Consider the following 25,221-nt stretch of genomic DNA (forward strand, 5'->3'; position numbering starts at 1 on the left):
AGTGCATGCAACGTCCAACCAATATCTACTTGCTGCGTGATCCGCGCACGAGCGAGGTGCGCTATGTCGGGAAAACTGTTCGGTCGATCGAATCGCGTTTGCGCGGACACATCTCCGACAGCCGGAGACAGAAGATACGGGTGTCTCGGTGGATCGCCTCTCTTCTAGCGATCGATATGCGCCCTCTCGTCGAACTCATTGAGGTGGCGCATGAAGATTGGCAGGAGCGTGAGCGGCACTGGATCTCCTTCTATCGATCCGCGGACGGTACCGACAATTTAACGAACCACACGGACGGTGGCGAGGGGGCGCCGGGATTCGTCCCATCCGAAGAGACGCGGTTGAAGTTGTCCGTCGTTCACAAGAGCCGCTATGAGAGCGTTGAGGAACGCCGCCGAACGGGGGATCTCGTAAAGATAGCGCTGTCGGACCCGAATTGGAAAGCTCGGCAATCAGCCAAGCAAAGGGCCTTATGGGCCGACCCGACCCAGCGGATGATGCGCGTCGCTGCTCAAAAGGAAGCCAGTTCGACTCCAGAAATGCGAAGGAAGAAAAGCGAGGCCGCAAAAAAATCATGGACGCCAGAACGAAAGCTGGCTGAGTCCGACTCTCGCCGTCAACGGGCTCTAAACCAATGGGCAGATCCGGAGCGTCGCGCTGCACATTCAGAAAAGCTGAAGCAGATTTGCGCCTCTGAAGAGGCCAAGAATCGGTTGGCTTCTGCTCGCACCGCCTGTCAGTCTCCGGAGGCGGCGGCGAAACGAATCGCGTGGTGGACGCCGGAACGAAGGGCTGCGAAAGGTCAGCAACTGAAAGAAGCCAAGGCAAGGAAAGCGAAGAATGATAGTCAGTCCGACAAAACTAGCGGGTAATCTGCTCGGCAAGCCTCTCGCCATCCACCCAGGCTATTTCCCGGCCGCTATGGGTATTGAAGCACGCGATTTTGACGATGGAGCTAGCTTCGATAGGGGATATGAGCTCATCGAAGGCGTTGCTGTCATTCCAGTCCTGGGCACGCTGGTTCAGGAGTTGGGAACGATCTACAGTTGGGGCGACGTCACGGGTTATGACGGTATCCGAGCTAACTACCTTCTTGCCCTTGCCGACCCGAAAGCCAGGGCGATAGCGCTTTCGATTAAAAGCGGAGGCGGAGATTGCGCCGCACTGTTTGATCTCGCAGATCTCATATACAAATCAAGAAGCATCAAACCCAGCTTGGCTATCTGCGGAGAGGTCGCCTACTCAGCCGCATACGCGTTGGCCAGTGCGTGCGAGCAAATTACCGTTCCCCGAACCGGTGGAACGGGCTCGGTGGGCGTTGTGGCTGCACACGTCGACGTATCGAAGGCGCTAGACAACGCCGGAATTGCTGTGACGTTCTTCCACTATGGCGACCGCAAAGTGGACGGTCACAGCGAGATCCCGCTAACGGACGAGGCCTTCAATAGATTCCAGGCCGACGTCGACGAGCTTGGTGAATTGTTTGTCGCAACGGTCGCTCGTAATCGCAACATGTCGATTGAGGCCGTGCGCGGCACTCAGGCATCCACGTTTCTCGGCGCCGCAGGCGTCGAAATCGGCTTCGCCGATGCCGTCATGGCGCCGGACGAAGCTTTCCGATCCCTGCTCGCCGAGCTGGGTTGAACTACCCAAACCCTAAGAGGTTTTTATGACAATCCGTTCCCTCGCGGCGCGCGGGCTTTCGTTCGCCCATCTCGCCGGGCTCTCCTCGCGCATGTCGCGCGCGGAAAACGATGAAGAAAAGCAGCGCGAAGACGAGTCCGACGAAGACTACGCGAAGCGTATGGAAGAGAAAGACAAGCAGGACGAAGAGGCGCGCAAGGCCGAGGAAGAGAAAAAGGAAGAAGCGCGCAAAGCGGAAGAGGAGAAGAAAAAAGAGGAAGAAGCTCGCGCTCGCGGCGAGCAGGACGATACCGATCCGGACGCCGAGGATGACGATGAAGAAATGCGAGGCAAAAGCGCAGCAGCTCGTGCACGTCTTCGCGAACAGGCGCGCTGCGCCGCGATCTTCGCCTCACCGGCCGCCGGACGAAACCCGATGCTTGCCGCGAACCTCGCGTTCAAAACGCGCATGAGCCGTGCGGAGGCGCTCGCGACGCTGGAAGGCACGCCCGCTCCGTCATCGGCATCGCATGCGAGTCGGGCTGCGCGGAATCCGAATCTTGGCGTCGATGCTGGTGCCAAGCAGTCTCCTCAGCAGGCATTGGCGGCACGCTGGGACGCGAATTTGAAGGCCGCAAACCCTTCCCGCCGCTAATCAACCTTCTGCCCCAAAGGAACTGAACCATCATGGGTAACCCGACCTATACGCCGTTTCAAGAAAACTGGCACAACGGTGGCTTTCTCGTCTCGCAGGCGAACGGCCATCAATCGATCGAACAGGGCACGCTGACCGGTGGCGTCAAGGTGCTGGCTGGCACCGTACTCGGCATCATCACATCCGCGCTGACGGCGGCGGCTGCCGCGCTTGGCGCGAACACCGGTAACGGCACGTTCGGCGCGATCACCGCGCAAGCGGCGCCGGCGACGATGATCGGCGTCTACAACATTCTGTTCACCTCCGCGACGGCCTTCACGGTCACCGCTCCGGACGGGCAGACCGCAACCGGCTCGACGGGCGTCGCATTCAGTGCTCTCGGTGTCGGCCTCACTATCACGGCCGGCGGTACCGCATTCGTGGCCGGCGATACGTTCACGGTGACGACCACTGCAGCGCCCGGCAACCCGGGTATCACGTCGGCTGCCGGTGGCGCCAATACCGGCAACGGTACGCTTGGCTCGCTGACTGCTGCTGGTTATGCCGCCAAGGCTGGCGTCTACTCCGTCGAATTCGACGATGCAACGCACTTCGTCGTCTCCGATCCGACGGGCGCTGAGGTGGGTCACGGCACCACGGGCGTTGCATTCAAGGCCGGTGGTCTCTCGTTCACGATCACCGCAGGCGGCACCGCGTTCGTGCCGGGCGACAGTTTCGCGGTCACGGTGGCGGCCGGCTCGGGCAAGTACAAGCCCTTCGACCCTGCCAACACGGACGGCTCGCAGGTCCCCAGCGCCATTCTGTTCGCGACGAAGGATGTCACGAGCGCGGACAAGCCGTGCGCCGTGGTCGTTCGCCTCGTCGAAGTCAACGCATCGGAACTGGTGTGGCCGACGGGCATGAGCGCCGCTGCGATCACCGCCGCGCTCGCGCAGCTGAAGGCGCTGACCATCATCCCGCGCTGATCGCCACCTGACCAGACGCCGCCATTCGGGCGGCTTTTCATGAATGCATTGAGGCCGCCACCAAGGCGGCTTTTCTTTTAAGGAATAAGCCATGGCTGGCGAAATCATCGACATTTTCAACGGCGACGCATTCAGCGCGCTGACCCTCACGCAGGGTGTGCAACGCAACCCCTACCAGCCGAGCGCGCTGGGTCAACTGAACATTTTCGATCCGAATCCAATCCGCACGACGGCCGTGTCGGTCGAAGAGCGCACGGGTACGCTGAAGCTGATCGGCTTCAGCGAGCGCGGGGCAGAAGGCACGCAGCGCACGACCGAAAAGCGCAAGATGCGCTACTTCGACGTGCCGCGTCTGATGCACGACGACACGATCTACACGTACGAAATCCAGAACATCCGCGAGTTTCCGGAGGGGCCGACGGGTCAAATCGTCACGGTGCCGATGCAGCTCGAGCGTGAAGTCGCGCGTCGTCTCGCAGGCCCGACCGGTCTTCTGGCGAGCGTCGAGTACACGAAGGAGTATCTCCGCCTGGCAGCAGTTCAGGGCATGGTCCTAAACCCAGCGGACGGGAGCGTTCTCTACAACTGGTTCGACGAATTCCAGATCACGCAGGCGACTGAAGTCGGATTCAATCTGCCCGCCGCTGCAGCGAACACCCTTCGCCCGATCATCAACGGCATCAAGCGTTACATGGCTCGTAAGGCGCAAGGCGCGTTCACGAACAAGACGAAGATCATGGCGCTATGCGGCGACGCGTTCTACGACCAGTTCGGCAACCACCCGGATGTGATCCGCACGTTCCTGAACTGGGAAGGGGCTGTGGACATCCGCAACGATGCGTTCGGCGACGCGTTCAACTTCTTCGAGTTCGCTGGAATCACGTGGGTCAACTACCGCGGCTCGGACGACAACGCGACCGTCAAGATCCCGGACGACAAGGTCAAGTTCTTCCCCACGGATGCACCTGGCATCTTCCAGGAAGTGATGGCCCCTGGCGAATCGGCAGAATTCGTCAATCAGCCGGGCGCGCCTGTGTACGTGCTGCCGATCATCGATCGTGATCGTCGCATGTGGTGGAAGATGGAAACATACGCATACCCGCTGTACATGTGCACGCGTCCGGAAGTCCTCGTCGGCGGTCGTTCGGAGGCGTAATGCCCATCAACTGGAATGCCGAGGTCATCGGTCCTCTGATGGGTGTCTTCGGCGAACCGGTGACATACATGCCGCTCACCGGGCTGCCATTCCAGATTGCCGGCGTCTACGACAAGGCGTTCTTCGCCGTCAACGTCGAGACCGGATCATTGGTTTCGACGTCTCAGCCGACGCTTGGCGTGCAGCTGTCGCAATTCCCGTCGAACTATCTCCCGCAGCAAGGCGACCAGCTTCTGATCGTCGGAACGGGTGAGCAATGGGAAGTGCGTGAGGTGCACTCCGATGGCAAGGGCGGCGCTCGCTTGATGCTCAACGTACCGGGGCAAACCGATGTCTGATCCGACCGCGCGCGCGGGATTCCGCGCTGTGCTGCTGTCCGTTCTCGGCACTGTGCAGGGCGTGAATCTGTATTCGCCTGGCGACTGGAACGTGACGGCGGCGAAGCTGCCGGCGATCAAGGTGCGATACGGCGGCGAAGAGAAGCGGTCGCGCGGCAACAACGGTCAGACCTCTTTCGACACTGTGAGCGTCTTTGAGTTGCGTGTCGAAGTGTCGGAGCGATCCGGCCCTGCCGTGCTGCTTGCGCTCGAAGGTCTTCAGGCTGACATTGAGGCGGCGATCTTCAAAAGCGTGCCGCTGCGCGCGCTAGCGCAGGATTTCCCGTTCATGCGGACGCAGACTGACGTGAGCGCCGACGGCGAAGCGCACGTTGGCGGGATGCTCATCGCGCTCGGCGTGCAGATGTTCGAGACGTTCTATCCAGATGTCACCGCGCAGCTCACAGAAATCGATCTGACTGCGGACCTCGTCAACGTGTTTGATCCCACGACCACGTACCCGGATCCGCCTTTCCCTGACGCAGTAACGCCGGCGCCGCGAACCGAAGGGCCTGATGGCAGGGCTGAAGGCTTCGTCAAGGCCACATTCACTTAAAGGAGTGACGAATGATCGTCAAACCTGCACCGGGCCTCAAAGTGCGGCATCCGGTCACGAAGCAGTTTCTGCCACCTGAAGGCATCGAAGTGCCGGAAGGCGACATTTTCTGGACGCGCGCGGCGAACGACGGTGACGTCGTCATCGAATCCGCGCCGTCCGCAACCGCAACGAAGAAGGCCGGGGGTGACGCGCAATGACCGTCCCGTTCAAACAAATTCCGCAGAACCTGCGCACCCCGCTGTTCTTCGCTGAAATCGACAATTCTCACGCCAATACGGCGGTTGCGAATCAGCGCGGGCTGCTCATCGGCCCGATGACGACTGGCGCGGCGGTCGCGAACACGCCGCTGCTGTCGGCCGGCACCGGCGACGCGAACACGCAATTCGGCGCGAACTCGGTGCTCGCTCTGATGACCGCTGCATACCGCCAGAACGACCAGTTCGGCGAGCTGTGGTGCCTGCCGCTGGCGGACGCTGCCGGTGCGACCGCAGCGACCGGCTCGATCGCGATCACCTCGGCGCCGACGGCGAACGGCACGTTGGCGCTGTATATCGCCGGCCAACTCGTTTCGATCGCGGTGGCCTCCGGTCAGACGACGGCGCAAGTCGCCACGGCTCTCGCTGCGGCTATCAACCTGATTCCGGGCATGCCGGTGACGGCGAGCGCAGAGACGAACACGGTCACGCTGACGGCTGACAACAAAGGCCTCGTCGGCAACGACATCGACCTCCGCTTCAACTACCAAGGCGCGGCGAATGGCGAGGTGTTCCCGACCGGTTTCGCTGCGACTATCACGGCGATGTCCGGTGGCGCGACGAACCCGGTGCTAACCACCGCGCTCGGCAATCTGCTCGACATGCCGTTCGACTTCATCGCGTGCGCGTTCACGGACACGACGTCGATGGACGCGATCAAGGCGTTCCTGAACGACTCGACCGGCCGCTGGAGTTGGGAGCAGCAAGTGTTCGGTCACGCGTTCTATGCGTACCGCGCGACGTGGGCAAATCTCACGACGTTCGGCACCGCTCGGAACAACCAGCACGAAACGGTGATGGGCTTCAACGACTCGCCGACGCCACCGTGGCAGTGGGCCGCGTCGGTCGCGGCTGTCACCGCGGTGAGCGTGCGCGCCGATCCGGGCATCCCGATGCAGACGGTCGCGCTGACCGGTGTGCTGGCGCCGCCGCTGCAGTCGCGCTTCAACCTCAGCCAGCGCAACACGCTGCTGTACGACGGCATCTCGACGTTCACCGTCGCGGACGATGGCACCGTCGCGATCGAGAACCTGATCACGACGTACCAGACGAACGCGTCGGGTCAGCCGGACAACAGCTATCTCGAAATCGAGACGATGTTCCTGCTGACATACGTGCTGCGCCGGCTGCGCACGATGGTGACGACGAAGTACGCGCGCGTGAAGCTCGCGGCCGACGGTACGCGCTTCGCGCCGGGCTCGGGCATCGTCACGCCGAAGATCATCAAGGCCGACCAGATCGCGGAATATCGCGCGATGGAGTACGAGGGCTACGTTCAAGGCAGCGACATCTTCGCGCAGTCGATCGTGGTCGAGCAGAACGCCTCGAATCCGAACCGCGTGGACGTGCTATGGCCTGGCACGTTGATCAATCAGCTGCGCATCTTCGCGCTGCTGGCGCAGTTCCGTCTGTCGACCACGCAGTCCTGATCTGTCCGTCAACGCATAGCGCCGCCCTGATCGGGGCGGCGTTGTCATTTCTGGGAGCCGTAAATGGCGAACAACACAGGCCTCATCGCCGGTACCGCGTACCTGACCGCCGACGGGGTTAACTACCAGCTTGAGGGTGAGCTGAAATACGACGTCGGCAGCGTGACGCGCGAGACGAAGTCGGGGCAGGATACCGTGCACGGCTTCAGCGAGATGCCGAAGGCGCCGTACATCAGCGCGTCGATCCGCGACTCGGGCGGTTTGAGTCTCGCCGCGTTCAACGCGATGAGCAACGTGACACTCGTGCTCGAGCTGGCGAACGGAAAAACGGTGATCGGCCGCAATATGTGGACGGTGGAAGCGCAGGAGGTCGACACGACCGAAGCGAAATTCACCTGTCGCTGGGAAGGCCTGCAAAACGCAGTCACGGAGCAATAAGCGATGAGCGACACAAAAACGATCGTGCTGCGCAAGCCGTTGACGCATGGTAATGGCGATACGGCGAAGACGGTCGCAGAAATCACGCTCCGCGAGCCACTCGCCGGCGACTATGAGAAGGCCGAGCAGTCGGCCGGCGTGTATGGCACGTCCATCGCACTGATTGCGCTGCTCAGCGCAGTGCCGATCGACGTCATCGACCAGATGTACGGAAGCCAGATCGACGAGGCGGAGGAGTTCATTGCTTCGTTCGGCCTCGACGCCGCAAGAAATCCGGAGCGGAGCGCCGACGAGACCGTCATTGAGTTGATGACTCCCGTCCAACTCACGAAGGAAGACAGCGCGCTAAATCTGGCGTCGCTGACGCTGTGCGAGCCGACCAACCAGCAGAAGCGCAAAGCCGAAGCGGCGGGCGGCCCGTTCGCGCGCATGGTGGCGCTGATCAGCCTGATTGGTAAAGTGCCGAAAAGCTCGGTGCGGGCGATGTGCGCGCGCGACTTCCTCGCTGCAGCGGCGTATTTCAACGGTTTTCAGGTTCGGCGATCACCGGACTCGGACGACTGATCGCCGCGCGGATCTCGATTCCGGAGTGGTGGGATGACCGTCTCGCCGAGCTGACGCACATGATGCGTTGGACTCCGGATGTGGTCGAGCAGATGACAGAATCCGAGACCCTGCGCTGGCTCGAAAGAGCACGTCGCCTGGGCAAACGCATTGGAGTTGGCGCATGAACATCGGTGGCGGCGCAGGCGCCGTGCTCAGCACCGCCTCAGGCATCGCAAATCTGGCCAGCTCACTGGCCGCGCGGCTTGGCGGTTCCGCGCAGTCGTATTTCGATCAGCTGCGGCCGGCGTCGTACCGCGGCGTGCCGTTCGTCTCGCTCGGCAGCGAGGCCGCATTCGGCCGGCGCAACCAGATGCATCAGTATCCGCAGCGTGACACGCCGTGGATCGAGGATCTGGGGCGCGGCGCGCGGCGGGTTCGCATGCATGGCTTCGTCATTGGCGACGACGTCATCGCGCAGCGCGACGTGATGATTGCGGCGGTCGAAACAGCGGGCGATGGGGAGTTGATCCACCCGACGCTCGGCCGGTTGTCCGTCAATCTCGACGGATTCCGCAGCATCGAGCACTGGCAGCACGGTCGGTACTTCGAATTTCAGTTCGAGTTCATCGAAGCCGGCCAGCGCACGTACCCGACTGCTGAAACCGCAACGACGCAGTCGGTCCTAAACGCGGTGACAGGCCTGAACGCTGCCGCCGCGCTGAACTTCGCGAAGACCGCACTGACCGCCATCTCGTATGGCGCGGCCGTGCTCGGCACGGTCGTCAATACGGCGCTCGGCTGGTACACCTACGCGAAGAACATCGTTGGCGACGCGCGGAACCTGTTCCAGCTGCTGTTCAACCTGCCGGGCGACTTCGGCCGGTTCTCGGGCAGCGCGACGGTGCCGACCTTCAGCAAGTATCCCAGCTCGTCGGTGCAGTCGAGCCAGACGACTGAATCGATGATCGAAGCCGCGACGGCCGCGCGCGCATCGGTAAGCACTGCTGCCGCCACGATGGCATCGGCCGCCGCGTCGTTCGATGCCTCATCGGTCGATGCGTTCACGTCGTCAGTGCAGGGTGTCGCGTCAGCGGTTCTGGCGGCGACGAACGATCCCGATGATTCGATCCGGCTGCTGTCGACGCTTTCGACGTTCGTGGCCGACGCCGGCACGACGACGTCAGTCATCGGCACGGCGATGGGCAATATGCAGTCGGCCTGCGGCGATCTGTTCAGGCGCACTGCAATCGGTTCCGTCGCGCAGGCATCGTCGACGTATCAGCCGACGTCGAGCGATGACGCGGCGCGCGTGCGCGACCTCGTGACAGGCCTGATCGATACCGAGATGACGGTCGCGGGCGACCAGGGTGAAGACGAGACCTATGAAGCGCTCTCGACGCTGCGGGAAGCGGTTGTCGCCGACCTGAACAAACGCGGCGCGGGACTGTCGGCGATCAAGACGTTCACACTGCCGTCGACGCTTCCCTCGCTTGCGTTGGCGACGCGGCTGTATCGCGATCCGACGCGCGCTGACGAGCTCGTCGCGCAAGCGAATCCTGTGCATCCAGCATTCATGCCGACGACCTTCAAGGCGTTGGCGACCTGATCCTTGAGCGGCTTCAATGGCAAGCAAAATCTCCATCGCGATCACCGCAAAGAATCAGGCGTCAGGCCCGATCGCACAGGTGACGAACAGCCTGACGAAGTTGCAGGCGCAGGCGAGCAGCGGGAAATTGAGCGGCCTGGGTCGTTCGATCACCGCAGGGTTCAGCTCGAGCAGCGGCGCGATCTCTGAGATTGCGAGCTTCGTCGGCAAGGCGGGGATCATTGGCGGCGTCACGGCGCTGACGTTCAAGATTGCCCAGCTCGAATCGCAGTGGGCGTCGTCGGTGCGCTCGATGAGCAATCTGGCGGTGCGTAGCGGCCTCGCGACAACGACGGCATTCGGCGTGCAGTACGCCGGGCGCCTCGCAGGGCTAGCGCCCGAGCAGGCAAACGCTGGCATCGAGCAGGTAAGGCAGACGTACAGCGACGCAATCAACAACCGCAACCCCGAGGCGCTCAAGCGCTTTCAGGCGGCGGGCATCTCGACTGACCCGAACCGGCTTGAGTCGATCGAATCGGTGCTGACGAAGCTGGCGGCATACGCGGAGACGCTGCGCGGCCAAGGCAAGTATGGCGGTGCACAGAACTTCCTGAACGCTGCAGGCGCGGGATCGCTGGTCGACTTTCTGGATCGAGGCTCGGCTCAGGTTGCCGCCGATCTCGCAAACGCGAAGGCGTACGTCCCGGACGAGCAGGACATCCAGCGTGCGAAGGAATACGCCGATGCGTCAGCGAAGCTGGGCATCACGTATGACGGCCTGAAAACGTCGGTCCTTACTGGCGTCGAGCCGGCGATGAACTCGTTGTTGAGTGGGATCCAGTTCTTCTTCGACGCGGCGAGTAACCGCGGCAGGCCGAAGCCACAGCCGAACGGTGCGAACAGCACCGAACAAAGGATCTGGGACGGGTTCGAGCAGTTCGGGAACCTCTTGCGCGGCAACGGGCCCGCGACGATGGCTCAACTGAATCAGAAAACGTCTGTCGGCAATGGTCTGCAGCTCGAGCGGGCCCGGTCCGATGTTGAGTGGTACGTGAACCACGGCCTCTCGCGCGAGCGTGCGATCGGCATGGTGGCCAACGCGAGCCGCGAGAGTCACCTTGACGAGCGCGCCGTCGGAGACAACGGGAATGCGGTAGGGCTTTTTCAATGGCATCCGGACAGGCAGGCCCTGTACCAGCGCACCTTCGGACGGCCGCTGGCATCTGCTAGCCACGAAGAGCAACTCGGCTACTCGCTTTGGGAGCTCCAGAACAACGAGGCTGCGGCCGGGCGCGCATTGTTCGATACCAACCGCTCGGACGAGGCGGCCGCGCGGATTTCATCGCTTTATGAACGGCCGAAAGACCCTGGCGAGGCAAACATCCGGGCCGGCATCGCACGGCAATTGGACGAGGAGCTCGGGCAGGCGACGGGCGAGCCCGGGAAGGTTCGGGTGGAAATCGTCCACAAGAATCCGCCGCCGGGCACGAGCACGAACGTCACGTCGTCTCCGAACGTCGACACGCAATTGAAAACGGACCGCCAGCAAGCCCCGCTTGGCGATCAATACGCCTACTCGCCTGGTAATTTCTGATGCCGAATGCAGATCGCATTGTCGACGCTGTTGGCGCTGCGCCCGGCGCCGATGAAGTGCGCGTGCTGCTGACGCAGGACGGATTGCTCCTGACAGGCTGGAAGGCGGTCCGGATCACGCGCTCGATCGAGTTCGCGACATCTTCGTTTCTGCTGACGTGCTCGGCTGACGCGAACACACTCAAGCTGGTGTCGCGCGAGGGTGCGCCGGTGACGATTTCGATCGGCAGCGACGTCGTGCTCGCTGGATATGTCGAGACCATCGAGACGATCCTGACGCCGACCTCGCACGACATCACGATTTCGGGCCGCGGCAAGCTCGCCGACCTCGTTGACTGCTCCTGCCGGATAGATCGCATCAACGCGAACACGGGACTGAAGGCGCTGTGCACGAGCGTCGCGACCCCGTATTCGATCGATGTCTTCGTGCCACCGAATGGTACGCAGGCGGTTCTCGACGCATTGCCTGCGCTACCTCGACAGATTGTCAGCATCACCGAGACAGCGTGGGAAGTCATCGAGAGATACGCGCGGTACTGCGGGCTGCTGGTCTACGAGAGCGAAGAGGGCGAACTGACCCTTTCGCAGGCCGGTACCGAGCTTGGCGGATCGGGCGTCGCGCTCGGCGGCAACATCGAGGCGATCGTCTGTACGAAGAGCACGCTCGGAACGTTCAGCACGTACAACGCGGTACTGAGCGCCTATAGCATGGGCGCGGACGATGAGAGCATAGCTAACCTGCCGGTCGTTACGGTCGCGGCAACGGGCACAGCCGCCAACTCAGGGCGAACCCGGCCGACATATTTCGTCTCTGAACAGAGCGCGACAGACCGGCGTTTCATCGAGAAGCGCGTCAACTGGATGGCTTCGCGGGCATACGGCCGCGCGCGGCGCGTGCGCGCGCTGGTGGATAACTGGCGCGACGCAAGCGGCTCGCCCTGGCTTGTCAACGTCAACTATCCGGTCTCGGCCGCCTTGGCTGGTGTCCCGGACAACACGATTCTTCTGCTTGCTGAGGTGACGTTCATCCTGAGCGAGAAGGGCACGCACGCCGAGCTTGTCTTCGGGCCGCGTCAAGGCTTCCTGCCGGAGCCGATCGCACTCGATGTGCTGCCGATGGACGAATCAACGCAAACACCTGCGGAGCAATAGTGCTTGACCAACTGAACAGGCTTGCGCGCCGGATTCTGTTATTGATGGCGCGCGGCACGATCGCGCTTGTCGACGACTCGAAGGGCGTCCAGACATTGCAGGTTAGGCTGAACCCGCTAGAGCTGATCCCCGACGTGCCGCGCTACGCGGAATACGGTTTCACGTCGAATCCGCCGGCCGGATCGCAGGCGCTGATCGCCTTCAAGAACGGCGACCGCAACGACGGCTTCGTGATTGCCACGTCGAACGCGAAATACCGAATGACGGCGCTAGCCTCCGGCGAGGTCGCGATTCACGACAACAACGGGCAATCGGTCTATCTCTCGGCGTCGGGAATAATCGTCAATGGCGGCGGCAACCCGGTCACGATCACGAATGCGCCGGAAGTCATCGCGGATACGCCGCTACTGAAGTGCAAGGGCGACATCCTGGACAACTACGAGACGAACTCGCGGACGGTTGCTGGCATGCGCCAGGTCGCGAATTCTCACGTGCACCCGATCAACAACGTCCAAACGGGCAGCAGCACGATCAATACACAGCCGCCGACGCAACAGGAGTAACGCATGTCCGACATCTCCGTCATCTGGGACGTCGACAACAGCCGCGGCGACTGGGAGTTCATCGCACCGGTGCTCGTCACTGGAAACGATCTCCAGACCGCAGTGCTTGTCAGCATCTTCACCGACCGAGCGGCGAATCTCGACGACGCGATTCCGGATGGAACGGGTGATCCGCGCGGCTGGTGGGGCGACATCGGCGAAGACAAATCGATCGGTTCGCGGCTCTGGCTGCTCGACCGATCGAAGCAAACGCAGGAAGTGTTGAACCACGCGCGCGACTACATCAACGAGGCGCTTCAGTGGCTCGCGGATGATGGCGTCGTCGCGAGTATCGATGTGCAAACGCAGTGGGTGCGCGACACATTCCTCGGCGTGCAGATTACGCTCTATCAACCGACGGGCTCGCAGATTTCGATGACGTACGCGTGGGCCTGGCAACAGCTCTCCTGACATGCCATTTCAAAGAAAGACGCTCTCCATCTTGCTCGCTGAGGTGGCGGCCGACATTTCGTCCGCGCTTCAGGGCGCTGATGCGCTGTTGCGCTTTGCCGTGCTCAAAATCATTGGCAAGGTGCAGGCTGCAATGTGCAACCTCCAGTTCGGTTATCTGGACTGGATTGCCCGAATGGCCGTCCCGTTCACCGCGGAGGACGAGTATCTTGAGGGTTGGTCAGCGCTGAAGGACGTCTACCGGAAGGCGGCGACGCAGGCGCAACTGACGGCACAGTTCCCCGGAACGACGGGGAAGGTGCTCAGCGCCGGCACGGCCATCGCGCGCGGCGACGGCGTCACATACACGACGTCGACAACGGGTACCGTCGACGGAAGCGGGAACGTGTCCGTCACGATTGTGGCCGACGTCGCGGGATCTGCGGGCAATGCCGATGCTGGAACGGCTGTTTCGCTGAGCGTTGCAGTCGATGGCATCCAGCAAGGCGGTGCGGTCGCGGCGACCGTGCAATCCGGTGCGGACATAGAAGTCGATGACGATCTGCGGACCCGGATGCTCGATGCCTATCAGGGCACGCCGCAGGGCGGGGACACCGACGATTACGTCGAGTGGGCGCTCGAAGTGGCGGGGGTCACGCGCGCATGGTGTGCGCCCAACAATTTTGGCGCTGGGACAGTCGTTGTCTACACGATGTGGGACAACGCCGAATCGACGCACGGCGGTTTTCCGCAGGGGACCAACGGCATCTCGCAGAATGACAAAGGTCCGGGCGGCCTGCCGCGCGCGACCGTCGCCACCGGCGATCAACTGGTCGTCGCCGACTACATCGTCGCGAAGCAGCCGGTTACCGCGCTAGTCTATTCGTGCTCGCCGGTCGAGAACAATCTGACGGTCACGCTGTCCGGCCTGACTTCGACGACGACGGCGACTCGGGCTGTGATCTCGTCAGCGATCGCCGACGTGCTGTTCCGTAACGGTGATCCGCGCGCGGGCACGATCAACCGCGACGACATTTCGGCGGCGATTCGATCTGTATCCGGCACGAGCGGCTTTCTGATCACGCTTATTCAAGGCGTCGTCGGCACGACCACGACGACATATCCGGGGAATATCACCAGCGGGTTCGGGCAGTTGCCTGTGCTCGCAGCGGTGGACTATGTCTGAGGTCCCATGCGCGCACCGAGTTTAGTCGCTGCTGATTTTCTGAGGGCGATGCAGGGTCTCATGCCGCGCGGCCGCATCTGGCCGCGCGCGGCGGACGCGGTCCAGACGCAGGTTCTCGCCGGCCTCGCGCCAAGCTATGAGCGTGCGACGGCCCGGGCAAACTATCTGCTCGTCGATTCATTCCCTGCGACGACCTACGAGCTGCTTCCCGAGTGGGAGTCGACGCTCGGCCTTCCTGATCCTTGCGCCGGCGCGGCGCCGACCATCGCGCAACGGCAGGCGCAGGTTGTTGCTCGATTTGTTGGGGTGGGCGGCCCGTCGATCGCAAGCCTGACGGCTTTCGCAGCAAACCTCGGCTACAACGTCACGATCACGCAGTTCACGCAGGCTCGTGCCGGGATGCTGCGGGCTGGCGACCCGTGCTGCGGGTATGACTGGAATTTCGCCTGGAAGGTCACGGCCCCACTGAGCACGATCGTGCGCGCTGTGGCGGGCGCAATGGCTGCAGGCGACCCGCTAGCAGCGTGGGGAAACGACGTTCTTGAGTGTGAATTCAAGGCAGCGATGCCCGCTCACACGATCCCAATTTTTGCATACGCATAAGAGGCCACATGTTCCGTATCGATGACTCGACCGCCGCAACGGCGCTGCCCACGCCTGAGGCGGCCGGCGCAGAAGGCTACTTCACCGAAGGCAATCCGACGGCAGGCACGCCCGCGACGAACGTTCGTGGATCGTGGTTGAACATGATTCAGGAAGAGCTGCGCGCGATCGTTGTGGCGGCTGGCATCACGCCAAGCAAGACGACGTACACCCAGGTGTTGTCGGCGATCAAGCGTCTCGGGCAGAACACCGTCGTGCTCGCGGACACCGGCGCTGCGAACGCATACAGCGCTGTCAATGCAACGCCGCTCGTCGCCGGGACATGGCTCGACGGCGTCGTGCAGCAGGTGAAGATCGCGCATGCGAACACTGGTGCATCAACATATGCGCCTGACGGTCTGACGGCTATTCCGATCTACGGACTCGGACTTCAGCCTCTGCAGGGCGGCGAACTCGTCGTCGGCGGTACAGCAGTGCTGATGCACGCGACGATTGCCGGCGTGAACAGTGGCAATCCGATTTGTGTGCTGATGGAATGCGCAGGCGGTGCGCAGCAGGTCACCGCGGGCACCCAGTCCAACCATGCGGTGAACCTCGGCCAATTCGGGTCTTCGATTGGATCCTCAGGCTACACGAAACTTCCAAACGGCATGATCTTCCAATGGTCGAGCGGGGTCTCGTCAGGCACCGGCTCGCCAAATCTAACGATCACGTTCCCGCTGGCATTCCCGAACGCATGTCTGGGCGCCGCAGCGATCACCTCCGGCGGCAACACTATTGCGTCGGTCAACGGCCTGTCAAAGACGGCCGCATCGCTCACAACCTACCTAGCTTCGTCGGGCGCCATCACGTCAGCCCTTGGCTTCTACATCGTCGCAATCGGGTACTAAAACATGGGTCAAAAATACGCAACCTACAATGCGCAAGGCGCGATCACCGGCTATTACGATTCCGTTGACAGCCCGGTTCCAGACGGCGTCACCGCGATCGAGATCTGCGAGGCGCAATGGCAGGCGGCGATTGGCGGCGGCTATACCGTAGCCAACGGCGTGCTGGTCCCGCCCGCCGCGCCGACTCCCGCGCAATTGCTCGCCGCAGCACAGGCTAGCCAGTCCGCGCTGGTCGATAGTGCCTACTACAACGCGATCCAGCAGAGCGTGGGCTTCAAGACGGCTGGAGGCGCCACTGAAACATTCGAGGCAGACGCAGCCAGTCAAACTCTGGTCATGCAGACGACGCAGGGCTACCAGATCGCGGGCGCAACCCCTCCAGGTTTCTTCTGGAAGGCCGCAGACAATACGGAAGTCCCGTTCACCCTAGCCGACCTTCAGGGGTTGTACCTGGCGATCCTTGCGCAAGGGTGGGCAGCGTTCCAGAAGCGCTCAACGCTCAAAGCGGAGATCGCCGCTGCGACGACTGTTGCTGCTGTTCAGGCGATCACCTGGTAGCTGGGAGACCTTGGCGCACGGTCAGCTCTTCGCGACAGAGCCGGTAGCCGCGGCGTTTCGGGCCGACGAAAGACCCTTGCCAAGCATTCTGGCTGGTTCCTCGACAAGCACATGAACTGCCCATGCGGACAATAGGATCAGAGCGCCGGTGATAACTCCCGCCGAGAGCATCCCCAATCCAAGAGAGGCGAGCCATGCAAGGCATATCCACCCAAGCGGCACGTGCACGAGGTACAGGGGGTAGCTGATGTCGGCCACCCACTTGAGCGGCATAATCCACTTCCAGTTCATGCCTGACCACATGGCCGCGGCGAAAATGCCAATGCCTGCAAAGCCATTGACGTAGTCGACGCCACCCAATCCGTACACCTTCTCAGCTTCGAATGCCCATCGCGCGACGCACGATACTGCGACCGCCAGCGCGCACCAAGCGAGGCGACTCCAGGCGCGTGCGGTCGCCGTCCGATAGATCATCGACCCGACCAACAGGAAAGCGACGTGCGCTGAATCGAAGCTCAGGTGCACGGCGATCATGAACAGGGAATGCGGCAGCACTGCGGCGGCGAAAGGTGACCGCGAGACGTAGGTGTACCCGGCGCAGATCACCGCCGCCGTCAGGATCGACCGTTCTGACAGATGCCCGCGTGCCGACATGGCGGCCATAAGTGCATAGAACATCAGTTCCACCTCGAGCGACCATAGCACTGGCGTCGCCTCGAAGTGATGGAGGAATCCGTTCAGAATGAAGCCCGATGCCAATATGCTCGTTAGCGTATTCGGTGACGTCGTGCCAGTATGCGCACAGTAGATTGCGGTGAGGGCGCCCGCAATGAACACGCAGGTGAGGCTGACGGGATAGATCCTGAAGATGCGGCTCACAACGAACCTGAGTGTCGACTCGCGCTCGACTGCGCGCAGGATCACGAAGCCGCTGATCAGGAAGAAGATGCCGACGCCCAGCGCGCCGACATTGATGCCGGTCAGCACCGCGAAGTTCATGACCGGCCACGTGAAGATGTTTCGCAGGTACGCGTCGGGCCCGAATATCAGCCCCTTGACGCTCGGCACCCATGGCTGAATGCCTTCGTAATAGTTGAAACCGATGATGTAGATGTGGCCGAACACCACCAGCAAACACGCGACCGCGCGTAGGTAGTCCAGGAAGAGGATCCGGTTATCGTTTTTGGTTTGCATGGCGGCCCGGCTTATTGGAGTTTGTTGTGGGCGCAATGATACCGCAGTGGCATGCGCCCTTCTCCGGGAGGCTATTCAGAACGCATAGTTCGCAGTGACCACGTGCGTGTGAGTCCAAATAACCGGTATCGGATTCCCGGTCTTTGACCCGTTGGCGAAATACTGATAGCGCAGACTGAACCGCTTGTATGCAACACTGGCGCCGAGTACATAACCCAAGTGCCAGCCTTCATCATCGACAAAGTGGGTGTGGTAGGGCGCCTGCCCGATGTAGTTGACCTGATTCGTGGCATCGACGGTCCACGTCGGCTTGTGGAAGTACGGCCCACCCTCGATACCGAATCGCCATCCGGCATAGTCGTAATGCGGTTCGATTGTCGCCAGAAAGCCCATGTCGTGCCCTGAACCGGAAAAGTTCGCGAGTGGCATCGCTACGCGCTCTGTCTTCGTCGCCAGGTTGTAATTCGCATCGCTGGTCGCGTGTCCATCGCTGTGGATCGCGCCGAGCCATGCATAGTCGACGTGGTATGCAATGCCCCAGTGCGACGTCTGATACAGGTCGCCCGTGATGCCTGCCTCGATGGCTGGCGCGGTGAGTTTCACGGTATGGGGGAATCCTTCCTGCAACCAGAGTCCGTCCGCTGCCTGGGCATAGGCCGAGCCGCCAATGCCGGCCTCGAAGGCGAACCAACTTTGCTCGGCGTGCGCGGCTGCCGCAGTGCAGCCGAGAGACATCGCTACGGCTGCGGCTCTCCATCGGGCGCCGGGAAGTCTGACGGCGCGTTCAGGTCGATTTCTGCTCCTGCTTCGCGCATCTTGGCGAGGACGGCTTCGATGTCCTTGGGCTTGAGGGCCAGCCGAGCCATGGCAAAGAAGAGCATGTGTGCGCCGAGCTCGCGCGCATTCTTGGTGCCAACGGATTTGGACGTGTATCGGCGAAACGCCCGGTCTCCGGCGACGCCAAACAATTCTGCCATCTGATTGCCGTTCAAACCGAGAGCCTTCTTCAGGTGCTCGATGTCCTCTGGACGAGGGGGCTTGTAATGCATGTCGGGGAATTCCAAGTGCGCGAAAAGGCGCACGAAAGCAGACTTTCATGATCGTTCCTATCGGGATGTCGGACCGCGCGGGAAGCGAGGTGCCAGTACGATCAGAATAGGACCATCGGTCCTAGTGGTCAAGGGGTATCTTTCTTGGTCTTCCGCTTGGATGGCATCTCGACGCTCACGATTGCTTTCTTTGGCACTCGACCCATAACTGCATCGAGGGCCTCGTGAAGCTTGCTGACCTCGGTACCATTCTCCAGATGGAGGGCGACTACGAGCGGGGCATCCGGATGCAGCCCGGCATTGATGAGCATGTGAAGGGCATCGTCAAACGTGACTTTGCGCGCAGTGGCGTACTGCTCGATCTGCTGGAGATGGCGATTTGACAGATGGGTCAGTAGATCGCTGAACGATTGCTCGAGGCGCGCGACTATCTCGGCATTCAGCGAACGCTTGTTTGCTGCGGCTGCGCCTTCGATTGAGTCTTTCAGCTCGGCAGGCAGCCTAATCTTCATTTGGTGGTCGTCACGGCTCATGGACGGGATCATGATGGATCACGGTGGTGTTGACAATGGGACCACCGTGGTTTATCTTTTGTATGGATCACGGTGATCCAAGAGGAGGCAGCATGCTGGCAAGAGAAATGCCGCAGATGAAGATTCGAGTTCCGCCGGCCCTAAAAGATTGGCTGACGAATAATGCGGCCCGCAACCGCCGCAGCATCAATGCGGAAATCGTCCTGAGGCTTGAAATGCTTCAGGCAAAAGAAAACGCCCAACCGGCGGCAACCGGTCAGGCGTTCGTACAGCAGTGATCCACTAGGAAAGGAAGATCATGAGTCATATTAGCACGTCAATTCCTGTTTTTACAGGGGAGTCGAGCACCGCTGCGTACGTCGACGCGCGGGCGCTATGGTCCTTTCTCGGAGTCGGGCGGCATTTTGCGCCGTGGGTGACTAGCCGTATCGCCGAATACGGCTTCGTGGAGGGAGAAGACTACTTCGTTGCGCAAAATCGAGGTGAGAAGGGGTTTTGCCCAAATTCGGGCAAAACCCCTGCCGGAGGTTTTTCCAAAAACGGGGAAAAACCCTTGGGAGGCCGTCCCAGCAAGGAATACAGCCTCACCTTGGGTATGGCCAAAGAACTGTCGATGGTCGAGCGGACGGAGCAGGGCAGGATCGCTCGCCGCTACTTCATCGCATGTGAGCGCCGTCTCATGAAGATTGCCCCGGCCGAGCCGGCGGCGGCAATGCGGGAGGTGATCAGCCGCTCGCAGTTCGGCGACCTGCGCCGCGACATACACGAAATTGCGCGCCTGGTGAAAGGGCGCACGCATCGTAGCGCATGCCACTCGCTCTACAAGGGGCTGCACGAGAAACTCGGTGTTGCGACCTGCGCGGAGATTGCCGTCGACCAGCTCGACGTTGCGCGAGACTGGCTCGCGGATCGCCGCGACGAATGGCAAGTCATCGACACCGACCGGGCTATGTACACACTCGATCACTTCGAAGACATGATGCACGACTGGTATCTCGGCGGCCGCGTTCCGTCGCGGACCGAGGTCGAGGTCGCCCGGAAGCTTTTGGTTCACACCATGACGTCAATTGCTGAGGCGAAGCTCCAGTTTGGTCTGGTGGCTGCAACAGATCGCCCTGGTAGGGTCAGTTTGCGGAACGCGAAGAAATTGCTTGCGCGCGCCGCGCTCGCTGTCGCTATCCCCCGCGAATACCGCGGCCTCACAGCCCAATTGGAGGCGCGAGCATGAACAACATCGTCCCGTTTCATTTCGAGAGCCACGAACTGCGCGTCGTTACCGACGAGCAAGGCAATGCATGGTTCCCGGCCAACGCGATTTGCCAAGTTCTGGGCTTTGGCAATCCGCGCCAAGCGGTTGAGTCACACGTGGACGAGGATGACGTCCAGAAATTGGACGTCATCGACAGCCTTGGTCGCACGCAGCTCGCGAACCATATCAACGAGTCGGGCCTATACGCCCTGATTCTCGGAAGCACGAAGGAAGAAGCAAAACGGTTCAAGCGTTGGGTCACGCACGACGTGTTGCCGAGCATTCGGAAGACCGGTGCGTACGTCGCGCCAATTGCCGCGGCGCATGACAGGTCGGCGGCGCAAGCCACCATGCAAGCCGCAAAGCTGTTTCCGCCATTCTTCAAAATCGCACGACTTATGGGGTGCGACAAGCAGGCGGCCGCGATCAGCGCGAACCAAGCGGTGAGAGAGGTATCAGGGCAAAACTTGCTTGCGCTCCTCGGGCAGACTCATGTAGAGGCCGACAATCAGGAGTCGAAGTTCTACACGCCGACTGAACTTGGAAAGATGATCAACACATCTGCGCGCGGCACGAATCTTTTACTCGCCGAGGCCGGGTTCCAAATGAAGCGAGGAGAGCACTGGGAAGTGACTGACGCCGGCAAGGACTTCGCCCGGATCTATGACACCGGCAAGCGTCACGGCAGCGGTGTGCCGGTCCAGCAGGTCAAATGGTCAGCAGAAGTGTTGCCCGCTCTCGGGCGCGACGGAGAATGACGATGACCTTCACGGAATCCGATAAGAGAAACGTATTCGATTTGCTCTCGGCTCGGTTCGAAGACGTTGCCCGACACTTCAAGACCCCGGACGACATGTTCGACATTTCTTCGGCCGCGTGGGAAAGCCCGAACGAGTTCATCTATCAATTCCCCGCGGTTGACCGGGTTTTTCAGTTCAAGAGGGAAGGCGCGGCATGGAAAGTTCGCGAGGTCTGGTTGGCGGACTCTGCCGAGATGCGTGTCATTGCCGAAGCCAACGGTGGCCGATACATCTTCGACTTCGAAGATACGGATGTCGATGACGGAACGATTCGCGTCTATGTAGCACCCTAGAAGCACTAAACGATTTGACCAACAAAGCCGCCTTCGGGCGGCTTTTTTATTTCCGGGGCCAATTTGAACCATCCAACTCAGGAAGAGCAACAGCTCACCAACGACGAAAGGTTCGCCATGGTCGACCAGCAGTTCATCGATATGCAGGCCCAGATCGACCGGCGATTCGCTGGCGTCCACGAATCAATCAGCGAGAACACGGAGCTGACGAAGGCGGCCGACGAGAGGTCACGGCGCATCGAGACGAACACGCAGGCACTCGTCGAGATATTCAACCGGGCAGGGCAGAGCGCGACGTTCTTCGCGCGGATGGCGCGTTTGCTTCGCAGCGCGGCGATCTATCTCGGTCCGTTTCTGACTATTGGCGGAATTCTTTGGGCCCTTGCTCACGGCAAGTGGCCGACTCTGGACTGACCATGAACCTGAACGCACAGATCATCGCGGCCGGCTGCGGTGCAACCGTCCTTCGCGCCTCGCAATGGGTCACGCCGCTTCAGGCTGCATGCGATCGATTCACCCTTGATACAGGCATGCGCGCAGCGGCTTTTTTCGCCAACGTCGGCGTCGAGTCGGCTCGTTTGATCACGGTCGCGGAAAACCTGAACTACAGCGCCGATGGATTGCTCGCGACGTTTCCAAGTCACTTCACGGAGGCGGAAGCACAGGCCTATGCGCATCAACCGCCGCGCATAGCAAATCGCGCGTACGCAGACCGAAATGGCAACGGCGGCGAGGCGAGCGGCGATGGCTGGACGTTCCGGGGTCGCGGGCTGCTGCAGGTCAGCGGGCGCCGCAACTATCAGCTCTGCGGGCTCGGCATCGGCCTCGATCTGGTGAATCACCCGGAACTGCTGGAGGAACCCGCCAATGCCGCGCTTGCGGCCGGGTGGTATTGGGCATCACGCAAGCTCAACACGTACGCCGATGGTGGTCTGTTCCTGCAGGTCTGCAAGACGATCAATCTCGGCAGTGCGGGCGCGCCGGGCGTGCCGGGAAGCTACTCGCAACGTCTGGCGCTCTATGGAGCAGCGAAAAAGGCTCTCGGCATTGCCTGATCCCGAACCCTCTCACCAATAGCCGCCTTCGGGCGGCTTTTTTGCGTCCACGTTATGTCCATCGAACAAGTTCACGAAGAGCCCCACACGTTTCATGAGATCGTGGAATTCCCCGGTCACGAAGCCCGTACCGAGTCGAGCGAGTTTCGCAAAAATAAGCGAATCCTCGTGAAGCAACTCGATCTGCCGTGCTGGATTTGCGGGTCGCGCGACGCTCGGGAAGTTCACCACTTACACGAATGGAGCCTCTGGCCGGCACTCGATCCGGAGAAGGTTCTGGATACCCTTCATGTGTTCGACCCATATGGCTACACCCACAAAATGGGCGAACAACCGATCGAATCACCGGACGACATCCGAAATCTGCTCGTGCTATGCGGCCATCATGAAATCGGTGGCGTCCCGGTGCCTGGAGGGCATCACCGTGGCGTCGATCTTGGAGTGCACGATTTGACGATGCCTACATGGCTAGCGCTGAAATCTGTGAAACCGGGCGTAGAGATCACCAAAGCAATTGCGCACGCTAAGAACGAAGACAATAGACTGCGCGGTACAAAGCGTTCGGAGTAAGATGCGCGAGGCCCACTTGGTGCGTCAACACCTCGCGGGCCTAACGGGTAATCGGAATAACGTGTGGAAACCATGATGCTGAAGTATACTCATGGAACGGAATTTCGTGTGGAAGGAAACCATGAACGCTCGCCTTGAATCTACCAATCTTGAGTTGTTCCCCGCTGATGCGGCAGCGGAGCTTGCCTATGCCAAGACGCTCCCTGATGGCATGGAACTTTCTCCTGAAGCGCAGGCGCTGTACGAGAAGGAAGGTGCGGAACGCTTCCGACAGTTCCATGGCCGGCGGGTGCATCGCCTCGAAGTGACCAAAGAGCAGAAAGAAAACATCGATGCCGCATGGCGCATCTGCGCATACCCCGGTGGGCGTGTGATTCATTCCGCAGATTGGTGTCGGCGCTTTGATGATGCTGTGACCGACATCCTTGGATTCAGGCCGCCAGACGAGTACACGCTCGTCGAAAAGAAGGAATCCGACTGACAAAACGGATTTCCACACTAAAATCCGGGGATGAGAGACATTCTGGATATGGACGGTTGGACACTGACCGACAAAAGGACCGAGGGTTTGGTAGAGACCTTCTCGGCGGAATACGTGCACGAGCCTATCGCCTGCACCAAGTGCGGGGGCCTCAAGCTGTACCGGCACGGCACCAAGAAGACGACGTACGCGGATGCGCCTCTGCGAGGCTTTGCAGCCAAGCTGGAGGCGACGGTGCGCCGCTACCGGTGCCGGGACTGCGGCGAGACGTTCCTGCAACCTCTGGGCGGCGTTCTGGACGAGCGCCGCATGACGGTGCGCTGCGCAGAGTTCATTGCCAGGCAGGCACTGAAGCACACCTTCGTCCATGTGGCCCGCGAGGTCGGCATCGACGAGAAGACGGTTCGAGCGGTGGCCGCAGAGCGCATGGGCGAGTTGGAGGCCAAGCACAGCCCACGGCTTCCAAGGGTACTTGGCATCGACGAGACGAAGATTGCCGGCGAGTTGCGGCTTGTTCTCACGGACGTGGAAGGCCGTCGTCTGCTGGACATGCTTCCGGCTCGAGACAAGGGCACCCTGGCTGCATGGTTGTGGCAGTTCAAGGACCGCAACGCCGTCAAGGTCGTGACAATCGACATGTGGCGCCCGTATCAGCGGCTGGCCGCCGAGCTGCTGCCCAACGCTGTTGTGGTCGTGGACAAGTTCCACATCATGCGGATGGCTGGCGAGGCGATGGACCGCGTGCGCATTCGGCTGGCCAAGGTCAAACAGCCGGAAGTGCGCCGGCACTGGGTCCGCTCCAAGGTGATGCTCAACAAGCGCCCGCACAACCTGACCGAGAAGCAGCGCTTCAATCTGGAAATATGGCTGGACAACGAGCCCGAGATTGCGGCGGCCTATCGCGCCAAGGAAGCGTTCTACGGCCTGTTCGACCTGCCGAAGGACGAAGCCATCCGGGCCTTCGACGGCTTTGCTGCCTCGGTCGAGTCGTCCGTCAAACCGGAGTTCAAGCCGTTGCTGACGGCTATGCGGAACTGGCGCAGCGAGATTCTGGCTGTCTTCGACCACAAGTACACGAACGCCTTCACCGAGTCGCTGAACAACCTGACCAAGCACATAGTCAAGGCCGGTCGTGGGTACAGCTTCGAGGTATTGCGCGCCCGCATCCTTGCCAACTATGGCGACCCGGTCAAGGAACCGCTCTTCTTCGAGTTCCTGCTGAAGGACGACGGGAACCCATGCGCGAACTGCGGGCTGCCGTGCCGCGCCGAGGACATGCACCTCGTGACGTTGCCGCCGGTGACTCGCGGACAGCGTGCGAAGCGCGCCCTGGTCTGCGAGGTTTGCGAGTCGCGTTTCAACACGGAGAAGGTTATTGCTCATCGCAAGACTTCCACACGGAAAACCGGATAGCCCCTCTAACCACCATCTGCTT

33 protein-coding genes are annotated in these 25,221 nt (G+C 61.2%); 29 read left to right on the forward strand and 4 right to left on the reverse strand.

Annotated features, from left to right (window positions below):
• Window positions 1-5 precede the first annotated feature (5 nt).
• From HDG39_RS17845 to HDG39_RS17940, 20 genes are all read left to right on the forward strand, one after another.
• Complete coding sequence (locus tag HDG39_RS17845) at window positions 6-872, forward strand: GIY-YIG nuclease family protein (protein ID WP_184007238.1); 867 nt, start codon at window positions 6-8, stop codon at window positions 870-872.
• Window positions 841-1,644, forward strand: a complete 804-nt coding sequence (locus tag HDG39_RS17850; RefSeq protein WP_184007240.1) for a S49 family peptidase — start codon at window positions 841-843, stop codon at window positions 1,642-1,644. Before HDG39_RS17845 ends, HDG39_RS17850 begins: the two co-directional genes overlap by 32 nt.
• Before the next feature lie 91 nt (window positions 1,645-1,735).
• A complete protein-coding gene (locus HDG39_RS17855; protein ID WP_184007242.1) occupies window positions 1,736-2,278 on the forward strand; it encodes a hypothetical protein in 543 nt (180 codons plus the stop codon).
• A gap of 32 nt (window positions 2,279-2,310) precedes the next feature.
• On the forward strand, window positions 2,311-3,243 hold the full coding sequence (locus HDG39_RS17860; protein ID WP_184007244.1) for a head decoration protein: 933 nt from the start codon (window positions 2,311-2,313) through the stop codon (window positions 3,241-3,243).
• A 91-nt stretch (window positions 3,244-3,334) separates the two neighbouring features.
• Window positions 3,335-4,399: a major capsid protein gene (locus tag HDG39_RS17865; RefSeq protein ID WP_184007246.1), complete on the forward strand. Its 1,065-nt coding sequence runs from the start codon at window positions 3,335-3,337 to the stop codon at window positions 4,397-4,399.
• Window positions 4,399-4,737, forward strand: coding sequence for a head-tail joining protein (locus HDG39_RS17870; protein ID WP_184007248.1), 339 nt, complete (start codon window positions 4,399-4,401; stop codon window positions 4,735-4,737). Before HDG39_RS17865 ends, HDG39_RS17870 begins: the two co-directional genes overlap by 1 nt.
• Before the next feature lie 91 nt (window positions 4,738-4,828).
• Window positions 4,829-5,332: a hypothetical protein gene (locus tag HDG39_RS17875; protein WP_184007250.1), complete on the forward strand. Its 504-nt coding sequence runs from the start codon at window positions 4,829-4,831 to the stop codon at window positions 5,330-5,332.
• An 11-nt stretch (window positions 5,333-5,343) separates the two neighbouring features.
• Window positions 5,344-5,532, forward strand: coding sequence for a DUF2635 domain-containing protein (locus HDG39_RS17880; protein WP_184007252.1), 189 nt, complete (start codon window positions 5,344-5,346; stop codon window positions 5,530-5,532).
• A complete protein-coding gene (locus HDG39_RS17885) occupies window positions 5,529-7,019 on the forward strand; it encodes a phage tail sheath subtilisin-like domain-containing protein (protein WP_184007254.1) in 1,491 nt (496 codons plus the stop codon). Before HDG39_RS17880 ends, HDG39_RS17885 begins: the two co-directional genes overlap by 4 nt.
• A 63-nt stretch (window positions 7,020-7,082) precedes the next feature.
• Window positions 7,083-7,457 carry a phage tail tube protein gene (locus tag HDG39_RS17890; RefSeq protein WP_184007256.1) on the forward strand — a complete coding sequence of 125 codons (375 nt, stop codon included), beginning with the start codon at window positions 7,083-7,085 and terminating at the stop codon, window positions 7,455-7,457.
• Between the two features lie 24 nt (window positions 7,458-7,481).
• Window positions 7,482-8,021: a phage tail assembly protein gene (locus tag HDG39_RS17895; protein WP_311666626.1), complete on the forward strand. Its 540-nt coding sequence runs from the start codon at window positions 7,482-7,484 to the stop codon at window positions 8,019-8,021.
• Between the two features lie 163 nt (window positions 8,022-8,184).
• Window positions 8,185-9,609, forward strand: coding sequence for a DNA circularization protein (locus HDG39_RS17900; RefSeq protein ID WP_184007259.1), 1,425 nt, complete (start codon window positions 8,185-8,187; stop codon window positions 9,607-9,609).
• 100 nt (window positions 9,610-9,709) lie between these two features.
• Window positions 9,710-11,182, forward strand: coding sequence for a phage tail tip lysozyme (locus tag HDG39_RS17905; RefSeq protein WP_260328037.1), 1,473 nt, complete (start codon window positions 9,710-9,712; stop codon window positions 11,180-11,182).
• Window positions 11,182-12,333, forward strand: a complete 1,152-nt coding sequence (locus tag HDG39_RS17910; RefSeq protein ID WP_184007263.1) for a phage baseplate assembly protein — start codon at window positions 11,182-11,184, stop codon at window positions 12,331-12,333. The genes HDG39_RS17905 and HDG39_RS17910 overlap by 1 nt, the downstream gene beginning before the upstream one ends.
• The gene (locus HDG39_RS17915) at window positions 12,333-12,896 is read left to right on the forward strand and encodes a phage baseplate assembly protein V (RefSeq protein WP_311666629.1); all 564 of its coding nucleotides are present in this window, start codon (window positions 12,333-12,335) and stop codon (window positions 12,894-12,896) included. Before HDG39_RS17910 ends, HDG39_RS17915 begins: the two co-directional genes overlap by 1 nt.
• A gap of 3 nt (window positions 12,897-12,899) precedes the next feature.
• Complete coding sequence (locus HDG39_RS17920) at window positions 12,900-13,346, forward strand: phage GP46 family protein (protein WP_184007265.1); 447 nt, start codon at window positions 12,900-12,902, stop codon at window positions 13,344-13,346.
• Window position 13,347: 1 nt separating this feature from the next.
• On the forward strand, window positions 13,348-14,511 hold the full coding sequence (locus HDG39_RS17925) for a baseplate J/gp47 family protein (RefSeq protein WP_184007267.1): 1,164 nt from the start codon (window positions 13,348-13,350) through the stop codon (window positions 14,509-14,511).
• 6 nt (window positions 14,512-14,517) lie between these two features.
• Window positions 14,518-15,114 (forward strand): YmfQ family protein, encoded by a 597-nt coding sequence (locus tag HDG39_RS17930; RefSeq protein ID WP_184007269.1) that lies wholly within the window; start codon window positions 14,518-14,520, stop codon window positions 15,112-15,114.
• A 143-nt stretch (window positions 15,115-15,257) separates the two neighbouring features.
• Entirely contained in the window at window positions 15,258-16,004 is a 747-nt protein-coding gene (locus HDG39_RS17935; RefSeq protein ID WP_260328055.1) for a gp53-like domain-containing protein, read from the forward strand.
• 3 nt (window positions 16,005-16,007) lie between these two features.
• Window positions 16,008-16,562, forward strand: coding sequence for a DUF4376 domain-containing protein (locus HDG39_RS17940; RefSeq protein ID WP_184007273.1), 555 nt, complete (start codon window positions 16,008-16,010; stop codon window positions 16,560-16,562).
• Between the two features lie 21 nt (window positions 16,563-16,583).
• On the opposite strand, the gene HDG39_RS17945 is transcribed toward HDG39_RS17940, so the two are convergent.
• From HDG39_RS17945 to HDG39_RS17960, 4 genes are all read right to left on the reverse strand, one after another.
• Window positions 16,584-17,756, reverse strand: a complete 1,173-nt coding sequence (locus tag HDG39_RS17945; protein ID WP_184007275.1) for an acyltransferase family protein — start codon at window positions 17,754-17,756, stop codon at window positions 16,584-16,586.
• Window positions 17,757-17,831: 75 nt separating this feature from the next.
• Window positions 17,832-18,491: a hypothetical protein gene (locus HDG39_RS17950; protein ID WP_184007277.1), complete on the reverse strand. Its 660-nt coding sequence runs from the start codon at window positions 18,489-18,491 to the stop codon at window positions 17,832-17,834.
• A gap of 2 nt (window positions 18,492-18,493) precedes the next feature.
• Window positions 18,494-18,805, reverse strand: coding sequence for an XRE family transcriptional regulator (locus HDG39_RS17955; RefSeq protein WP_184007279.1), 312 nt, complete (start codon window positions 18,803-18,805; stop codon window positions 18,494-18,496).
• 128 nt (window positions 18,806-18,933) lie between these two features.
• Window positions 18,934-19,338, reverse strand: a complete 405-nt coding sequence (locus tag HDG39_RS17960; RefSeq protein WP_184007281.1) for an Arc family DNA-binding protein — start codon at window positions 19,336-19,338, stop codon at window positions 18,934-18,936.
• 92 nt (window positions 19,339-19,430) lie between these two features.
• Here HDG39_RS17960 and HDG39_RS17965 point away from each other — a divergent pair, with 92 nt between their 5' ends.
• The 9 genes from HDG39_RS17965 to HDG39_RS18005 all read left to right on the forward strand — a co-directional run bounded on the left by HDG39_RS17965 (window position 19,431) and on the right by HDG39_RS18005 (window position 25,199).
• Complete coding sequence (locus HDG39_RS17965) at window positions 19,431-19,616, forward strand: Arc family DNA-binding protein (RefSeq protein WP_184007283.1); 186 nt, start codon at window positions 19,431-19,433, stop codon at window positions 19,614-19,616.
• A gap of 20 nt (window positions 19,617-19,636) precedes the next feature.
• Window positions 19,637-20,566 carry an antA/AntB antirepressor family protein gene (locus HDG39_RS17970; RefSeq protein ID WP_184007285.1) on the forward strand — a complete coding sequence of 310 codons (930 nt, stop codon included), beginning with the start codon at window positions 19,637-19,639 and terminating at the stop codon, window positions 20,564-20,566.
• A complete protein-coding gene (locus tag HDG39_RS17975; protein WP_184007287.1) occupies window positions 20,563-21,345 on the forward strand; it encodes a BRO-N domain-containing protein in 783 nt (260 codons plus the stop codon). Before HDG39_RS17970 ends, HDG39_RS17975 begins: the two co-directional genes overlap by 4 nt.
• Window positions 21,346-21,347: 2 nt before the next feature.
• Window positions 21,348-21,680, forward strand: a complete 333-nt coding sequence (locus HDG39_RS17980) for a hypothetical protein (protein ID WP_184007289.1) — start codon at window positions 21,348-21,350, stop codon at window positions 21,678-21,680.
• A 63-nt stretch (window positions 21,681-21,743) separates the two neighbouring features.
• Window positions 21,744-22,094: a hypothetical protein gene (locus HDG39_RS35120; protein WP_260328038.1), complete on the forward strand. Its 351-nt coding sequence runs from the start codon at window positions 21,744-21,746 to the stop codon at window positions 22,092-22,094.
• A 2-nt stretch (window positions 22,095-22,096) separates the two neighbouring features.
• The gene (locus HDG39_RS17990; RefSeq protein ID WP_184007291.1) at window positions 22,097-22,735 is read left to right on the forward strand and encodes a glycoside hydrolase family 19 protein; all 639 of its coding nucleotides are present in this window, start codon (window positions 22,097-22,099) and stop codon (window positions 22,733-22,735) included.
• A 54-nt stretch (window positions 22,736-22,789) separates the two neighbouring features.
• Window positions 22,790-23,305, forward strand: a complete 516-nt coding sequence (locus tag HDG39_RS17995) for a hypothetical protein (RefSeq protein ID WP_184007293.1) — start codon at window positions 22,790-22,792, stop codon at window positions 23,303-23,305.
• 91 nt (window positions 23,306-23,396) lie between these two features.
• Complete coding sequence (locus HDG39_RS18000) at window positions 23,397-23,786, forward strand: hypothetical protein (RefSeq protein ID WP_184007295.1); 390 nt, start codon at window positions 23,397-23,399, stop codon at window positions 23,784-23,786.
• Window positions 23,787-23,873: 87 nt separating this feature from the next.
• Window positions 23,874-25,199 carry an ISL3 family transposase gene (locus HDG39_RS18005; protein WP_184007297.1) on the forward strand — a complete coding sequence of 442 codons (1,326 nt, stop codon included), beginning with the start codon at window positions 23,874-23,876 and terminating at the stop codon, window positions 25,197-25,199.
• Window positions 25,200-25,221 lie beyond the last annotated feature (22 nt).

Source organism: Paraburkholderia lebeckiae (assembly GCF_014201005.1).
In the GTDB taxonomy this organism is placed as follows: Bacteria; Pseudomonadota; Gammaproteobacteria; order Burkholderiales; family Burkholderiaceae; genus Paraburkholderia; species Paraburkholderia tuberum.

Coding starts and splice junctions, on each gene's coding strand:
- HDG39_RS17890 (WP_184007256.1), top strand. CDS start 7,083: ATGGCGAACAACACAGGCCTCATCGCCGGTACCGCGTACCTGACCGCC.
- HDG39_RS17990 (WP_184007291.1), top strand. CDS start 22,097: ATGAACCTGAACGCACAGATCATCGCGGCCGGCTGCGGTGCAACCGTC.
- HDG39_RS17860 (WP_184007244.1), top strand. CDS start 2,311: ATGGGTAACCCGACCTATACGCCGTTTCAAGAAAACTGGCACAACGGT.
- HDG39_RS17865 (WP_184007246.1), top strand. CDS start 3,335: ATGGCTGGCGAAATCATCGACATTTTCAACGGCGACGCATTCAGCGCG.
- HDG39_RS17900 (WP_184007259.1), top strand. CDS start 8,185: ATGAACATCGGTGGCGGCGCAGGCGCCGTGCTCAGCACCGCCTCAGGC.
- HDG39_RS17945 (WP_184007275.1), bottom strand. CDS start 17,756: ATGCAAACCAAAAACGATAACCGGATCCTCTTCCTGGACTACCTACGC.
- HDG39_RS17855 (WP_184007242.1), top strand. CDS start 1,736: ATGTCGCGCGCGGAAAACGATGAAGAAAAGCAGCGCGAAGACGAGTCC.
- HDG39_RS17955 (WP_184007279.1), bottom strand. CDS start 18,805: ATGCATTACAAGCCCCCTCGTCCAGAGGACATCGAGCACCTGAAGAAG.
- HDG39_RS17940 (WP_184007273.1), top strand. CDS start 16,008: ATGGGTCAAAAATACGCAACCTACAATGCGCAAGGCGCGATCACCGGC.
- HDG39_RS17975 (WP_184007287.1), top strand. CDS start 20,563: ATGAACAACATCGTCCCGTTTCATTTCGAGAGCCACGAACTGCGCGTC.
- HDG39_RS17870 (WP_184007248.1), top strand. CDS start 4,399: ATGCCCATCAACTGGAATGCCGAGGTCATCGGTCCTCTGATGGGTGTC.
- HDG39_RS17845 (WP_184007238.1), top strand. CDS start 6: ATGCAACGTCCAACCAATATCTACTTGCTGCGTGATCCGCGCACGAGC.
- HDG39_RS17970 (WP_184007285.1), top strand. CDS start 19,637: ATGAGTCATATTAGCACGTCAATTCCTGTTTTTACAGGGGAGTCGAGC.
- HDG39_RS17965 (WP_184007283.1), top strand. CDS start 19,431: ATGCTGGCAAGAGAAATGCCGCAGATGAAGATTCGAGTTCCGCCGGCC.
- HDG39_RS17850 (WP_184007240.1), top strand. CDS start 841: ATGATAGTCAGTCCGACAAAACTAGCGGGTAATCTGCTCGGCAAGCCT.
- HDG39_RS17885 (WP_184007254.1), top strand. CDS start 5,529: ATGACCGTCCCGTTCAAACAAATTCCGCAGAACCTGCGCACCCCGCTG.
- HDG39_RS17880 (WP_184007252.1), top strand. CDS start 5,344: ATGATCGTCAAACCTGCACCGGGCCTCAAAGTGCGGCATCCGGTCACG.
- HDG39_RS17910 (WP_184007263.1), top strand. CDS start 11,182: ATGCCGAATGCAGATCGCATTGTCGACGCTGTTGGCGCTGCGCCCGGC.
- HDG39_RS17980 (WP_184007289.1), top strand. CDS start 21,348: ATGACCTTCACGGAATCCGATAAGAGAAACGTATTCGATTTGCTCTCG.
- HDG39_RS17925 (WP_184007267.1), top strand. CDS start 13,348: ATGCCATTTCAAAGAAAGACGCTCTCCATCTTGCTCGCTGAGGTGGCG.
- HDG39_RS17995 (WP_184007293.1), top strand. CDS start 22,790: ATGTCCATCGAACAAGTTCACGAAGAGCCCCACACGTTTCATGAGATC.
- HDG39_RS17960 (WP_184007281.1), bottom strand. CDS start 19,338: ATGAGCCGTGACGACCACCAAATGAAGATTAGGCTGCCTGCCGAGCTG.
- HDG39_RS17950 (WP_184007277.1), bottom strand. CDS start 18,491: ATGTCTCTCGGCTGCACTGCGGCAGCCGCGCACGCCGAGCAAAGTTGG.
- HDG39_RS18000 (WP_184007295.1), top strand. CDS start 23,397: ATGGAACGGAATTTCGTGTGGAAGGAAACCATGAACGCTCGCCTTGAA.
- HDG39_RS17935 (WP_260328055.1), top strand. CDS start 15,258: ATGATTCAGGAAGAGCTGCGCGCGATCGTTGTGGCGGCTGGCATCACG.
- HDG39_RS17930 (WP_184007269.1), top strand. CDS start 14,518: ATGCGCGCACCGAGTTTAGTCGCTGCTGATTTTCTGAGGGCGATGCAG.
- HDG39_RS17920 (WP_184007265.1), top strand. CDS start 12,900: ATGTCCGACATCTCCGTCATCTGGGACGTCGACAACAGCCGCGGCGAC.